The sequence below is a fragment of the Actinoplanes sp. NBC_00393 genome (genome assembly GCF_036053395.1).
Taxonomy (GTDB): Bacteria; Actinomycetota; Actinomycetes; order Mycobacteriales; family Micromonosporaceae; genus Actinoplanes.
In genome coordinates this window covers 10608209-10621837 of record NZ_CP107942.1, presented here as the reverse complement: position 1 = coordinate 10621837, position 13629 = coordinate 10608209, and the positions used below count along the sequence as shown (strand labels likewise).

The 13629-nt window shown below is 71.6% G+C and carries 13 protein-coding genes; 5 read left to right on the top strand and 8 right to left on the bottom strand.

The genetic code is table 11. From position 1 onward, the window contains the following. Positions 1-13 precede the first annotated feature (13 nt). Entirely contained in the window at positions 14-2242 is a 2229-nt protein-coding gene (locus OHA21_RS49265) for a glycoside hydrolase family 3 C-terminal domain-containing protein (RefSeq protein WP_328467518.1), read from the top strand. A gap of 22 nt (positions 2243-2264) precedes the next feature. Here OHA21_RS49265 and OHA21_RS49260 read toward each other — a convergent pair whose 3' ends face one another. Then, the gene (locus OHA21_RS49260) at positions 2265-2639 is read right to left on the bottom strand and encodes a response regulator transcription factor (protein ID WP_328467516.1); all 375 of its coding nucleotides are present in this window, start codon (positions 2637-2639) and stop codon (positions 2265-2267) included. 161 nt (positions 2640-2800) lie between these two features. On the opposite strand from OHA21_RS49260, the gene OHA21_RS49255 reads away from it, so the two are divergent. Both OHA21_RS49255 and OHA21_RS49250 read left to right on the top strand, forming a co-directional pair. Beyond that, positions 2801-3043 (top strand): hypothetical protein, encoded by a 243-nt coding sequence (locus OHA21_RS49255; protein ID WP_328467514.1) that lies wholly within the window; start codon positions 2801-2803, stop codon positions 3041-3043. 164 nt (positions 3044-3207) lie between these two features. Further along, on the top strand, positions 3208-4992 hold the full coding sequence (locus tag OHA21_RS49250) for an anthranilate synthase family protein (RefSeq protein ID WP_328467512.1): 1785 nt from the start codon (positions 3208-3210) through the stop codon (positions 4990-4992). Between the two features lie 62 nt (positions 4993-5054). On the opposite strand, the gene OHA21_RS49245 is transcribed toward OHA21_RS49250, so the two are convergent. Then, positions 5055-6071, bottom strand: a complete 1017-nt coding sequence (locus tag OHA21_RS49245) for a fatty acid desaturase family protein (RefSeq protein ID WP_328467510.1) — start codon at positions 6069-6071, stop codon at positions 5055-5057. A gap of 142 nt (positions 6072-6213) precedes the next feature. On the opposite strand from OHA21_RS49245, the gene OHA21_RS49240 reads away from it, so the two are divergent. Further along, positions 6214-6792: a DsbA family protein gene (locus OHA21_RS49240; protein WP_328467508.1), complete on the top strand. Its 579-nt coding sequence runs from the start codon at positions 6214-6216 to the stop codon at positions 6790-6792. A 42-nt stretch (positions 6793-6834) separates the two neighbouring features. On the opposite strand, the gene trpA is transcribed toward OHA21_RS49240, so the two are convergent. Both trpA and trpB read right to left on the bottom strand, forming a co-directional pair. Further along, positions 6835-7566, bottom strand: coding sequence for a tryptophan synthase subunit alpha (trpA, locus tag OHA21_RS49235; RefSeq protein ID WP_328479035.1), 732 nt, complete (start codon positions 7564-7566; stop codon positions 6835-6837). Between the two features lie 2 nt (positions 7567-7568). After that, the gene (trpB, locus tag OHA21_RS49230) at positions 7569-8750 is read right to left on the bottom strand and encodes a tryptophan synthase subunit beta (RefSeq protein WP_328467506.1); all 1182 of its coding nucleotides are present in this window, start codon (positions 8748-8750) and stop codon (positions 7569-7571) included. A gap of 143 nt (positions 8751-8893) precedes the next feature. Here trpB and OHA21_RS49225 point away from each other — a divergent pair, with 143 nt between their 5' ends. Then, positions 8894-9166 (top strand): hypothetical protein, encoded by a 273-nt coding sequence (locus OHA21_RS49225; protein WP_328467505.1) that lies wholly within the window; start codon positions 8894-8896, stop codon positions 9164-9166. A 196-nt stretch (positions 9167-9362) separates the two neighbouring features. Here the strand turns inward: OHA21_RS49225 and OHA21_RS49220 are convergent, their stop codons facing one another. The 4 genes from OHA21_RS49220 to OHA21_RS49205 form a co-directional block, all read right to left on the bottom strand. After that, positions 9363-9770, bottom strand: coding sequence for a VOC family protein (locus OHA21_RS49220; RefSeq protein WP_328467504.1), 408 nt, complete (start codon positions 9768-9770; stop codon positions 9363-9365). Positions 9771-9916: 146 nt separating this feature from the next. Continuing rightward, positions 9917-10180, bottom strand: a complete 264-nt coding sequence (locus OHA21_RS49215) for a LuxR C-terminal-related transcriptional regulator (protein ID WP_328479033.1) — start codon at positions 10178-10180, stop codon at positions 9917-9919. A 122-nt stretch (positions 10181-10302) separates the two neighbouring features. Continuing rightward, positions 10303-12876, bottom strand: coding sequence for an FtsX-like permease family protein (locus OHA21_RS49210; protein WP_328467503.1), 2574 nt, complete (start codon positions 12874-12876; stop codon positions 10303-10305). Beyond that, entirely contained in the window at positions 12873-13544 is a 672-nt protein-coding gene (locus tag OHA21_RS49205) for an ABC transporter ATP-binding protein (RefSeq protein ID WP_328479031.1), read from the bottom strand. Before OHA21_RS49205 ends, OHA21_RS49210 begins: the two co-directional genes overlap by 4 nt. Between the last annotated feature and the right edge of the window lie 85 nt (positions 13545-13629).

Genomic DNA, 13629 nt, shown 5'->3' with positions numbered 1-13629 from the left:
GGAAAGGAAGATCATGTCCTCCGAGCCCACGACCGCCGAAGAGCTCACGACCGTCGAACAGGCGGCGCTCACCAGCGGTGGCGACTTCTGGCACACGGCGCCGGTCGAGTCCGCCGGCATCCCCGCCGTCACCGTGACCGACGGACCGCACGGCGTACGCATGCAGGCCACCGGCGGCGACCTGCTCGCCGGCGTCCCGGCCACCTGCTTCCCGCCCGCCGTCGCCAGCGCCTCCACCTGGGACCCGGAGCTGCTGCGCCGGATGGGCGAGGCGCTCGGCGACGAGTGCCGGGCCCAGGACGTCGCGGTCCTGCTCGGCCCCGGCATCAACCTCAAGCGCAGCCCGCTCGGCGGCCGCAACTTCGAGTACTTCTCCGAGGACCCGATCCTCACCGGCGTGCTCGCCACCGAGTGGGTGCGCGGCATCCAGAGCCGCGGCGTCGGCGCCTCGCTGAAGCACTTCGCGGTCAACAGCCAGGAGACCGACCGGATGCGGGTCAGCGCCGACATCGACGAGCGCACGCTGCGGGAGATGTACCTGCGGGCCTTCCAGCGGGTGGTCACGCAGGCGCAGCCGTGGACCGTGATGTGTGCCTACAACAAGATCAACGGCGTGTACGCGAGCGAGCACCACTGGCTGCTCACCGAGGTGCTGCGCGACGAGTGGGGATTCGAGGGCCTGGTCGTCTCGGACTGGGGCGCCGTGGTGGACCGGGTGAAGGCGGTCGCGGCCGGCCTCGACCTGACCATGCCGGGACCGGACGCCGAGGGCGACGAGGCCCTGGTCGCGGCGGTCGAGTCGGGGCAGCTCGACCCGGCTCTGCTGCGGATCAGCGCGGAACGCGTACGCAAGCTGATCGAGAAGGCCGGGAAGCGCCCGGCCGGCGGCTATGACGCCGAAGCGCACCACGCGCTGGCCCGGGAGATCGCCGGAAGGGCGATCGTGCTGTTGAAGAATGACGATGATCTGCTGCCGTTGCCGGTCGACGGCATCACCATCGGTGTCCTCGGCGAGTTCGCCCGCACCCCTCGTTACCAGGGCGGCGGCAGTTCGCAGATCACCCCGACCCAACTGGACGACGCGCTCACCGCGATCACGGCGGCGTCCACCGGCCCAGTGCGGTTCGCGGCGGGCTATACGGCCGACGGCGAGGACGAGGGCCTGCTGGCCGAGGCCGTGGAGATCGCGCGGCACTCCGACGTGGCGATCGTCTTCGTGGGCAGCGTGCACGAGACCGAAGGCGCCGATCGCGAGTCGATCGACCTGCCGGCCGCGCAGCTGGCGCTGATCGAGCGGGTCGCCGCGGTCAACCCGAAGACGATCGTGGTGCTCAACAACGGCGCGGTGCTCGCGACCAAGCCGTGGGACGAGAAGGTGCCGGCGCTGCTGGAGGGCTGGCTGCTCGGCCAGGCCGGCGGCAGCGCCATCGCCGACGTGCTGTTCGGCCGGGTCAACCCGTCCGGGCGGCTCGCCGAGACGATCCCGGTCAAGCTGGCCCACCACCCGTCACACCTGGACTTCCCGGGCGAGCACGGCCACGTCCGGTACGGCGAGGGCCTGCACGTCGGCTACCGGGGCTTCGACGCGCAGGACCGGGAGGTGGCGTACCCGTTCGGCTTCGGTCTCTCGTACACCACCTTCTCCTACGGCGCGGCGCGCGCGTCGGCCACCGCGACCGGCCTCGAGGTCCGCGTCCCGGTGACCAACACCGGCAGCCGGGACGGGCGTGAGGTCGTCCAGGTGTACGTGAGTGTGCCCGGCTCGAAGGTGCAGCGGGCCCCGCGCGAGCTGAAGGCGTTCGCCAGCGTCGCGATCACCGCGGGTGACACCGCCGAGGTGGTGCTGACCGTCGACCGCGACGACCTGGCCTACTGGGACACCCGGCTGAACCGGTGGATCGTCGAGGGCGGCGAGTACCTGATCGCCGTCGGATCGTCCTCCCGCGATCTACGCGCCACGGTGACCGTGCAGGTGGCCGGCGACCCGGCCCGGGTGCCGCTGACCGCCGAGTCCAGCGTCGGTGAGTGGTTCGCCGACGCGCGCGGCGCCGCCCTGCTCGGTGAAGCGTTCGCGGCGGCGACGGCCGGGGCCGGCAGCGACAGCCCGATGGCCGCGATGGCCGCCGACCCGGGCATGCTGATGATGCTGGGCAGCCTGCCGCTGAGCCGGATGGCGAGTTTCCCGGGCAGCCCGCTGCGGGCCGATCTGCTGGACAAGCTGGTCGAGGCCGCCAACGAGTGACGCGCTCTCTCACCCGGGTCCGTCAGGTGCGGGCCCGGGTGAGCAGCGCCTGGATCCGGGAGACCAGCTCGCGCGGGCTGAACGGCTTGGTCACGTAGTCGTCGGCGCCGGCGCTGAACCCGCCCTCGACGTCCTGCTCCTGCACCCGGGCGGTGAGCATGATGATCAGCATGCCGGAGGTGGCCGGCTCGGCACGGAGGGTCCGGCAGACGTCGATGCCGGAGAGCCCCGGCATCGACACGTCCAGCACCGCGAGGTCCGGTTGACGCGCCCGCGCGGTCTCCACGGCGGCCTGCCCGTCCCCGACGGTGATGACCTCCAGCCCCGCCTGTTCCAGCTTGAACGCCACCAGGTCGCGGATGTCGGCATCGTCGTCGGCCACCAGGACCGTCGTCACGGCAGCTCCCCCCGAGTCGTCAACTACCTGTCGAAGATATACCGTTAAAAGACGGTATGTGGAGCAACCCAGCCGCAACCGTTCCGCGCCTCGGTTGCATCCCGGAGACGGTGTGCTGGTCAGCAGGCAACCACCGCGCTACCGAACGGCTGGAGGATCCGATGACCGCTGTGATCGACGACGCCCGCTGTGACGCGCTCTTCGTCTCCTACCTGCAACGCTCGCAGGAACCGACCGCGGAGATCATCCGCGCCGCCGTGCACGCCACCGTCGACCGCCTCGGCGAGGCCGGGTGCGCGGAACTGGTCGCCCAGGAGTTCGGCGAACACCCGGACTGCGCTATCAGCCGGATGCTGTGGGCCCGCAGCGCGATCCAGTCGGCGTTCACCAATGGAGCCGGGTGAGAGTGTAGGCTCACCGCCATGCGCGCACATTTGACCATGTGGTGGCCCGCCTGACCGGCGGCCACACCCCCCGCGCGTAACCAACCACCGCGGCCGCCTCTCCGAGGCGGCCGTTCTGCATGGCCGGGTCTCGGTCGGGCGCCGCCGGACTCCGGAGGACCACGATGCCTTTCGCCCTGCTCCACCGTGACGGCGCCGACCACGTCGAAGTGCTCAGCGGTGACGTCGTCACCGTGTCCACGCTCGCCGACATCCCGATCGGGCCGACGCTCGCGCTGATCCCCTACCGGCAGATCGCCGAACGCGGCTTCGAGTGCGTCGACGACGGCACCCCGCTGGAGTGCCTGCTAATCAGCGACCGCCGCACCGAGCCGCTGGACGCCTTCCCGGCCGGCGACCTGCGGGTCCGCGACGGCGCGTTCGACCTCTCCGACGACGAGTACGGCGCGATCGTCGAGCAGGTGCTGCGCGACGAGATCGGCCACGGCGAGGGCGCCAACTTCGTGATCCACCGGGTGTTCCAGGCGAGCGTCGACGGCGATCCGGTCGAGGCCGCCCGCGCCGCGTTCGGCCGGCTGCTCGCCCAGGAGCAGGGCACCTACTGGACCTTCTTGGTGCACACCGGCACCCGGACCCTGGTCGGCGCCACGCCGGAACGGCACGTCAGCGTCGCCGACGGGATCACCATGATGAACCCGATCAGCGGCACGTTCCGGAACGGCTCCGGCGATCTGCTCGACTTCCTGCGCGATCCCAAGGAGATCGAGGAGCTCTACATGGTCCTCGACGAGGAGCTCAAGATGATGGCCACCGTCGCCGAGCACGGTGGGCAGGTCGCCGGCCCGTACCTCAAGGAGATGGCCCACCTCACCCACACCGAGTACCTGCTGGCCGGGCGGGGCTCGCTGGACGTGCGCGAGGTGCTGCGCGAGACCATGTTCGCGCCGACCGTCACCGGCAGCCCGATCGAGAACGCCTGCCGGGTGATCGCCCGCCACGAACGCCGCGGCCGCCGCTACTACGCCGGCGTGCTCGCGCTGCTCGACCACGACGAGGCCGGGCGCCAGACCCTGGACGCGCCCATCCTGATCCGTACCGCCGAGATCTCTCCCGACGGCACCCTGCGGGTACCGGTCGGCGCCACCCTGGTCCGGCATTCCACGCCGGCCGGCGAGGTGGCCGAGACACACACCAAGGCCGCGGGCGTGCTGGCCGCACTGGGCGCGGTTCCGGCAAACCCCTCCCCGGTACGCGTGAGCGCGCACTCCCCCGAGGTGAGGTCCCTGCTCGCCGCCCGCAACGACGAACTGGCCCGGTTCTGGCTCGACTCCCGCGAGCCGGGCGCCCTGGTGGTCCCCGAGCTCGACGGCCGGAGCGCGGTCATCGTCGACGCCGAGGACACCTTCACCGCGATGCTGGCCCACCAGCTGAAGGCGCTCGGGCTCAGCGTGACCGTCCAGCCGTGGACCGCGGAGGTGCCGGACGCGGATCTGGTGGTCGTCGGCCCCGGGCCGGGTGACCCGTCCGACCTCACCGACCCGAAGATGGCGAGGCTGCACGCGCTGGTCCGCTCTCTGCTCGACGCGGGCCGGCCGGTCTTCGCGGTCTGCCTGGGGCAGCAGATCCTGGCCTCGCTGCTGGGCTTCCCGCTGCGCCGGCGGGACTCGCCCTACCAGGGGCTGGCCCGCGAGGTGGACCTGTTCGGAACGGTCCGGCGGGTCGGGTTCTACTCGAGTTTCGCGGCGGCCGGGCCGGCGCCGGCCACCGCCCGGCCGGTCGAGGTGGCCTGCGATCCCCAGGACGGGCTGGTGCACGCGCTGCGCGGGCCGGGCTTCGCCGGGGTGCAGTTCCACCCGGAATCGGTGCTCAGCCGCGACGGCGTGGACGTGTTGCGGGAACTCTTGCCGCCTCTTCTGTCAGACGTGATTAGCCCCTCGATTAGCGGGTAGCGAAAACATTGTCGGTGGTCCAAGGCGATCGAGAGCCTCTCCTTGGGCCACCGGCCCGTATGTCAGCGCGTCGATGCGAAGGGCGCCCGGCCGACCTGGTCGAGATGCCGCAGGGCCTGCGCGTATGACTCGAAGAGGCCGGTCTCCAGGTACGGGATCCGGTGCTCGGCGCAGAAGTCCCGCACGATCAACTGGGCGTGCCGCAGGTTCCGGCGCGGCATCGACGGGAACAGATGGTGCTCGATCTGGTAATTCAGCCCGCCCAGGGCGAAGTCGGTGAGCCAGTTGCCGCGCACGTTGCGGGAGGTGAGCACCTGCCGGCGGAGGAAGTCCGCGGCCTCCTCCTCGCTCAGCGACGGCATCCCCTTGTGGTTCGGCGCGAACGCGCAGCCCAGGTAGAGGCCGAACAGCCCCTGGTGCACAACGATGAAGACGACGGCCTTGAGCGGTGACATCGACAGGAAGACCAGCGCGGTGTACCCGACCAGATGTGTCATCAGCAGCACCGCCTCCCAGATGCGCCGCTCCCCGCCGCCGCTCAGCAGGTACCGCACGCTGGAGGCGCGCAGGCTGAGCGCCTCGAGCAGCAGCAGGGGGAAGAAGATCCAGGCCTGGTAGCGGTAGTAGGTCTGGGCCACCCGCCCGCTGCCGAGCGCCTGCCCGATGGTGAAGGCCAGCGCCCCGGCCTCGACGTCCGGATCCTTCTCCTCGTCGTTCGGGTGGGCGTGGTGCCGGTTGTGCTTGTCGATCCACCAGCCGTAGCTGAAGCCGACGCCCAGATTCGCGAGCACCGTGCCGAGGGCGTGGTTCGCCCGCCCGGAGGTGAAGATCTGCCGGTGCCCGGTGTCGTGCCCGAAGAAGCCGACCTGCGTGGAGACCACCGCCGCGACGACCGCCACCGCGATCTGCCACCAGGAGTCACCGATCAGGACCAGGGCCACCCCGGTCAGCAGGACCAGCCCGCCGAGCAGAGCACCCTGCACGGCGTAGTAGCCCGGACACCGGTCGAGCAGGCCGGCGCCCTTGATCTTGCGGGAGAGCTCCGCGTATGCACTGCCACGCGGCCGGGTCGATTGCATCACTTACTCCAGTACGGTCGGTTCACCGGTCCAACGACGAGGCGCGATGACAGTTCCCGCCGACCAGAGAATTCGTTGATTGCACGAACGTCGCGCTCGGCACATACCCCGCAATCGCGATCCACTACCTAGGATCGGCGGCATGGAGGTTACCTTCTATTTCGACCCGGCGTGCCCGTTCACCTGGCGTACCTCGCGGTGGCTGCGCACGGTCGCGCCCGAGCGCGGGCTCACCCTGCGGTGGCGCCCGTTCAGCCTGGCCATCCTCAACGAGGGCAACGTGCCGGAACAGTTCCGCGCGGCCATGGCCGCGTCCAGCCGGGCGCTGCGGCTGGTCGCGGCCCTGAGCGCGGACGGCCGGCAGGATCAACTCGGCGACTTCTACACCGAGATCGGCAACCGTACGCACGAGGCCGACGCCAGGATCAGCGACGAGATCGTGGCCGCGGCCGCCGAGGCCGCCGGTGTCGAGAAGGCGGACACCGTTCTCGACGACCCGGCCTGGGACGAGGCGGTCCGCGAGTCGCACGAGGCCGCCATGGCGCTCGCCGGCCCCGGCATCGGCTCGCCGGTGCTGCAGGTCGCCGGGGCCGAGCGGGGCCTGCACGGCCCGATCATCGGCGAGGTGCCGTCGCTCGACGAGTCGCTGCAGATCTGGGACGCGACCGCCGCCCTGATCCGCGTCGGCACGTTCTTCGAGGTCAAACGCGGCCGAGGCTGAGGCACCCGCCGTCAGGCGCGGCCGAGGCTGAGGCACCCGCCGTCAGGCGCGGCCGAGGCTGATCGCTCTGCGGATGCCGGCCAGCATCGCTCCGATCTCGGCCGGTGACTCGCCGGCCAAGACCCGGCGCATGACCGCCGAGCCGATCGCCACCCCGTCGGCGTACTCGCACGCCGCGGCCGCCTGCTCGGCGCCGGAGATGCCGAAGCCGAGCACCACCGGCAGGTCGGTGTGCTGCTTCAGCGACATGACCAGTTCCCGGCCGGGGGACCGCAGGGATGCCTGCTCCCCGGTCGGGGCCATCACGCTGACCGCGTAGACGAAGCCCTGGCTGCGCTTGGCGATCTCGGCGCGCCGGGCCGGCGGGGTGGACGGCGACGCCAGCAGGACGACGTCCACCCCGTGGCGTTCCGCGGCCGCGCTGACCGGCCCGGCCTCGTCGATCGGCAGGTCCGGGGCGAGCAGGCCGCTCATCCCGGCGTCCCGCAGCGCGGAGCAGAAGGCGTCGGCGCCCCGGTTCAGGACCAGGTTGGCGTACGTGAACGCGATCAGCGGCACCCCCAGGTCGAGCCGGGACACCTCGTCGAACACGCCGGCGACCGTCGTACCGCGGCACAGCGCCTGGTAGGAGGCCTGCTGGATGACCGGCCCGTCCATGGTCGGGTCGGAGAACGGCAGCCCCACCTCGATCGCGTCCGCCCCGGCGTCGACCGCGGCGCGCAGCAGGTCGGTCCAGTCGCCGGTGGCTCCGGCGGTCACGTACGGCACCAGCATCTTCACGACAGCTCCATCAGGGTCGCCATGTCCTTGTCCCCGCGGCCGGACAGCGTGAGCACCACCGTCGAGCCCTGCGGGATCGTTCCGTCCTGCGCCGCCCGCAGCACCCAGGCCACGGCGTGCGCCGACTCCAGGGCGCAGAGGATTCCTTCGCTGCGGGCCAGCCGGTGGGTCGCGGCCACCACCTCGGCGTCGTCCGCCGTCACGTACGTCGCCCGGCCGGTCTCCGCCAGATAGGCGTGCTCCGGGCCCACCCCCGGATAGTCCAGCCCCGCCGAGATCGAGTGCGCCTCGGTGATCTGCCCGTGCTCGTCCTGCAGCACCCGGGAGCGGAACCCGTGCAGCACCCCGGGTCGTCCCGCGCCGATCGCCGCTCCGCCGGCCGCCTCCACCCCGATCAGCCGGGCCGGGGTGTCGAGGAAGCCGGCGAACGTGCCGGCCGCGTTGGACCCGCCGCCGACGCAGGCGACCACGAAGTCCGGTGTCGCGGCGGACAGCCGGCCGGCGCACTGCGCGCGGGCCTCGTCGCCGATCACCCGCTGGAACTGGCGGACCATCCACGGGTACGGGTGTGGCCCGAGCGCCGAGCCGAGGCAGTAGTAGGAGTCGTCGACCACGGTCACCCAGTGCCGGAACGCCTCGCTGGTCGCGTCCTTGAGGGTGCGGCTGCCCGCGGTCACCGGCACCACCTCGGCGCCGAGCATCTTCATCCGGAAGACGTTGAGTTCTTGCCGCTCGATGTCGCGCTCGCCCATGAACACCGTGACGTCGAGGCCGAGCAGCGCGCCCGCGGTGGCGGTGGCGACGCCGTGCTGGCCGGCCCCGGTCTCGGCGATCAGCCGGCGCTTGCCCATCCGCCGGGCCAGCAGCGCCTGCCCCAGCACGTTATTGATCTTGTGGGATCCGGTGTGGGTCAGGTCCTCGCGCTTGAGCAGCAGGGTGATTCCCAGCTCCGCGGAGAGCCGCACCGCCGGAGTCAGCGGCGTCGGCCGGCCCACGTAGACCGAGAGCAGGTGATGCAACTCGGCGTGGAACACCGGATCGGCCCAGGCCTCGGCGAACGCCCGCTCCACCTCCTCGCACGCCGGGACGAGCGACTCCGGGACGAACCTCCCGCCGTACTCCCCGAACCTGCCGAGTCCCGCCGGGCGGCGAGAGTCGGCGCGTACCAGCTGGTCCACGACAGCCTCCTAGAGTTCTAGAACAGTGCTGTAGTTGTAGCACACAGTTCTAGAACAGTTCCACCGTGCAGGTGATCGTGGTTTACCGCGCCCTTGCTCCCGGGTATCCCGCGCGGCGTCATCGTTCTCATTCGGAGGGCATCTTGGCCGAGCCGCACGTCACCCTCGACCCGCAGTCACTCAACCCCGTGGAGGAGAAACTCCGCGGCCCGCTCGAGGACCAGCTGAGTTCCGCGCTGCAGGCAGCAACGGTCAAGATCAGGCAGAGGTACGCCGGGGAAAGCGTCGACCAGGTCACCTGGATGCTGCTGGACCAGGCCAAAGCAGGCCTGCACCCCGACATCGCCGCCGGCTTCCACCCCGACCGCGACCAGTTGCGCCACGTAGCCGAGGAAATCGTGGCCCGCGCGTCCTGACCCACCGGCCGGCCCCGCAACACCAGACTTGAGACACGCCCGGACGGCGGCTCGCGACCACCAGCCGCCGCACAGACACCCAACACCCACCCCGAAACCCACCTCAGCGGCGGCTCGCCACCACCAGCCGCCGCACAGACATGCAACGGTGGGCTTGCGTGGGGCTGGGCGGCGGGAAGAGCGCGGCGGAAGGGGATCAGGCGGCGAGCGGGGTGTTGTGCCAGCGGCGGGTAGACAGCACCAGGCGGTATCCGTCGGGGTCGACGACCGTGACGCCCCACTGGTCCCAGTAGGGCCCCTGCGAGACCCGCCGCCCGCCGGCGTTCTCCAGTCGCTCCAGCAGTTCGTCCGGCACCGGCCCGTCCAGGTAGAGCACGAACAGGTCCTGCTCGGACGGGGTCGGCTCCGGACCGGCGACCAGCTCGAGGTGCCACGCGGCGCCGGCCCGGCCGAGCATCAGCAGGTCGTGCTCGCCCGGGCCTTCGGCGGTGGCCCGGTACAGGACTTCGAGGCCCAGCCCGTCGACGTAGAAGCGCTCGGCGGCGGCCAGGTCGCGGCTCGGGCGGGCCAACCGTACGTGCGTGGAGGCTTCGATCCCCGTCATGGTCAGCAACTCTACGCGCCGTGATCATCCATGCTGGAAAGACGGGCGAGAACCCGAAGAACGGCCGGCAACGGTATACCGCTCGCGAAAAGGCGAACGGCCCGGCGAAATGGACGCCGGGCCGTTCTCATGCCAATTTGATTTGCTTAGCGAATCATCTTTTCCCGGCAGCAGTTCTGCCATGCGAACGCCACCACGGCGGCGCGGACCCTGCCCTCCACATCCAACTTGATCAGGATCTGACCGATGTGTGCCCGCAGCGTACGCTCGGTCATGCACAACCGGTGTGCGAGCGCGCCGTTGGTGTGGCCGGACGGCAGTGCCATCAGGACTTCCAGTTCCCGGTTACTCAGGCGTGGAACACGAGCGACGGCCGCCTCGAGCTGTGCATCATGCCGGCACAATGTCACTTGGTCGTTTCGCAAAATCGTTCCCCCGTGGACAGATTCGGTAACCGCCAATCACGGTACCGAAAGGGGAACAGCCATCCAATATCGTCCATGCGTCGGCATATCGACAGAGCACATCCGTATCAGTTCACCCGGCGCACCAGACTCCGCGGCCGGGGGCTGCTCACCCATCCGCCGGCCGCCGCGACGACGACCGCGACCGCCCCGGTGCCGAGCAGCAGCAGCCATGCCTGTGGGCTCACCGGCACCGCCATGGCCCGGGTCTGCGCCGGGGTGATCAGCACCAGGGTGATCAGTCCCAGCAGCACGCCCAAGGTGGCGGTCACCGCCGAGTACGACGAGGTGAGCACGCGCCGGAACCGGCTGGTCGCGCCGACCGCGGCAAGCGTGGCGAACTCCGGGGCCAGCTCCTCGGTGGCGAGGCCGACGGCCAGCACCGCGACCGCCGCGGTCAGTGCGAGCAGGATGACGGCGCAGGTGGTCAGGACCGTGGCGAGCTGGCGGCTGCCCGGATTGCCGCGCTCCACATAGATCCGGGCCTGGCCTCCGCTGTCCGCGCTGAGCACCGCCCGCGCGGTGTCCTCGGCGGCTTCCGACGGCCGTCCCGCGCCCCGCATCAGGTACTGCACCTGGGGGTGCAGCTTCATCCCGGCGGTCTGCGCGCCCTCCGGCGAGATGAAGGCGAACGGCAACTCGACGTAGGCCTGCGCGCCGTCGGCGGCCACGGCCGGGTGTGTCCGGGAGCGTGCCTCCGGCGAGTTCTCCGGGTCCCGGTCGTAGATCCGGACCGAGCCGCCGTCGACCACCTGCTCGGAAAGGGCGATCACCTGGCCCTTCGTGAAGGCGTCGGTCTCGGCGCCGGTCATCGGCCGGCCGAGGACGGCCGCCATCTGCGCCGGCTCGACGATGCCCAAATACCAGAACGAGGTGTCCGGGAAGCCGCTGCGGTCGATGCACTCGCGCGGGTCCGACTGCGGGTCGCGGTAACACCGCGCCACCGGGTTGTCGACGGTCATCAGGTAGGTGTCGGTGCCGGCCGCGTCCGGCGGCATGGCCAGGTTGATCCGGGCGACCCCGGTCGCCCCGAGCCGGCGGGTCACCTCGGCCACCGTGCTCGCCGGGAGCGTGTCGTGGGTGTCGATGACGGCGGTGCCGTCCGGTGCGGTCGGGCGGTAGGACGCGACCGAGCGTTCGGCCAGCCCGCCCGCGCCGAGCATGACCAGGCCCGCGACGGTCACCACCGCGCCGATCGCGGCCACCAGGGCGGCGCCGCGGCCCGGTGCGGCGGCGTGTGAACGCAGCGCCACCCGCATCCCGGGCCGGGCGTTCGCCGCCCAACGGGCCAGCCGGGGCACTGCGACCCGGGTGGCCGCCGCGACGGCGACCACGGTCATGAAAGCGGCCAGGGCGGTCACGGCGACGTCGGCGGAGACGGTGGCGAGCGCCAGTAGCGCCAGCGCGGCGCACAGGGCGGTCACGGTCCAGCGACGGGTACGCCGTACCGCCCGGACGGCGAGCGCCAGCGGCCGCTCGTGCAGCGCGGTCCACGGGTCCATCGAGGCGGTCTGCCGCCCGGCCAGCCACGCGGCCACGACCGGCCCGGCCAGCCCGAGCAGGGCGAACCCGGCCAGCATCGTGGTGTCCAGCCGCAGCTGCGTCCACACCTGGTCGAGGCTGCGGCCGACCGCCGGATAGGCGACGGCAGCCGCACCCACCCCGGCGCCGAGGCCCAGCACCGCCGCGACCGCGCCGAGCACGAACCCGTTCGCGGTCAGCACCAGCCGCCGCTGCCCGGGGCTGGCCCCGGAGGCGGCGAGCAGGCCGATCTCGCGCCGGCTGGAACTGGCGGCGACGGCGAAGCCGGCACCGACCAGCAGGGTGGCCAGCGCCAGGGTCAGCAGGGTCACGCCCAGGGTCAGTCCGGGCAGCTCACCGAGCTGGTCGGCGCCGCGCTCGGCGAAGTCGGCCCGGGTCAGCGTGCGCCACTCGGCGTTGCGCAGCGTCTCGGCGGCGGCGCCGGCCTCGACCCCGCTCAGATGCCAGGCGATGGTGACCTGCCGGCTGGTGCCGGGCGGGGCGCCGGCCGCGGCCCGCTCGGCGATCGTCACCGCCGCCGGCACGCTGACCACGGCGAAGATCCGGTTGGTGTCGGCCCGGTCGACCACGGTGCCGGCGACGGTGAGTTCCTGCCCCTCGACCGTGATCGTGCCGCCGGGGGCCACCTCGAGCCGGCGGGCGATCGCGGCGGAGAGCGCCACCTCGCTGTCGCCCCTGGGCAGCTCGCCGTCCTCGATCGTGAACCGCCCGGCGTGCATCGGGCTGCCGGAGTCCAGGCCGAAACTGGCGCCGGCCACCTCCCGCTCGCCCTTGACCAGCCGGGACTCCTGGGTGATCACGGCCTGGACGTCGCTCGCGCCGGGGACCAGCCCGCGGATCGTCGTGGTGCCCTGCGCCAGCTTCTCGGCCGGCGGCAGGTCCAGGCCGGGCAGCTCGGCCCGCAGCGCGGCGGTGCCCAGCGCGCGGGTGGCGAACTCCTCCCCGCTCGGCACCGCCGTGGTGGTCAGCGTGCTGACGAACGCGGCCAGAGCCAGCGGCACCGCGACGAAGGCGGTCAGCAACAGGCTGCGGCGCAGGGTCCGGCGCAGCGAGCGGGACGCGATGCGCAGGGCGAGCGCAAACGTACGCAATCCGCTCACCGGGCCACTCCGACCGACGCTTCGATACGCCCGTCCCGCATCGTCACCACCCGGTCGGCCCGGCCGGCCACCGTGGCGTCGTGGGTGACCAGCACACAACCGACCCCCTGGTTGACCAGGTGACGCAGCACGTCGAGCACGGCCGTGGCGGTGGTCGAGTCGAGCGCGCCGGTCGGCTCGTCGGCGAGGATCAGCCGGCGCTCGCCGGCGATCGCCCGGGCCAGGGCCACCCGCTGCTGCTGACCGCCGGAGAGCTGGTCGGGGAACCGGTCCGCGTAGTCGCCCATGCCGACCGCGGCCAGCGCGTGCTGTGCCTGCCGTCGGGCGTCGGCGCGGCGCATCCCGGAGAGTTCGTCGGGCAGCGCGACGTTCTCGGCGGCGGTGAGCGTACGCATCAGGTTGTAGTCCTGGAAGACGTAGCCGATCGCCTTACGCCGCAGGCTGTGCAGGGCGCTGCCGCGCAGCTTCGCCAAGGGCTTCCCGGTGACCAGCACCTCGCCGCGATCCGGTGGGAGCAGGCCGCCGGCGATCGCCAGCAGGGTCGACTTGCCGCATCCGCTCGGCCCCATCACCGCGACCAGCTCACCGGGCATCACCTGCAGGGAGACGCCGCCGAGGGCTTTGATGTTCAATGTCCCGCTGCGATACGACTTCTCGATCATGACCATCTCCAGGATGGCCCGCTCGCTCGCTGACACAGTTAACAATTCCCATCGATCGGCGTTCATTTATGCATTCCTGGTGCAGAATGGA

Coding starts and splice junctions, on each gene's coding strand:
- OHA21_RS49245 (WP_328467510.1), bottom strand. CDS start 6,071: ATGCAATCGACCCGGCCGCGTGGCAGTGCATACGCGGAGCTCTCCCGC.
- OHA21_RS49250 (WP_328467512.1), top strand. CDS start 3,208: ATGCCTTTCGCCCTGCTCCACCGTGACGGCGCCGACCACGTCGAAGTG.
- trpA (WP_328479035.1), bottom strand. CDS start 7,566: ATGCTGGTGCCGTACGTGACCGCCGGAGCCACCGGCGACTGGACCGAC.
- OHA21_RS49220 (WP_328467504.1), bottom strand. CDS start 9,770: ATGACGGGGATCGAAGCCTCCACGCACGTACGGTTGGCCCGCCCGAGC.
- OHA21_RS49205 (WP_328479031.1), bottom strand. CDS start 13,544: ATGGTCATGATCGAGAAGTCGTATCGCAGCGGGACATTGAACATCAAA.
- OHA21_RS49240 (WP_328467508.1), top strand. CDS start 6,214: ATGGAGGTTACCTTCTATTTCGACCCGGCGTGCCCGTTCACCTGGCGT.
- OHA21_RS49255 (WP_328467514.1), top strand. CDS start 2,801: ATGACCGCTGTGATCGACGACGCCCGCTGTGACGCGCTCTTCGTCTCC.
- OHA21_RS49265 (WP_328467518.1), top strand. CDS start 14: ATGTCCTCCGAGCCCACGACCGCCGAAGAGCTCACGACCGTCGAACAG.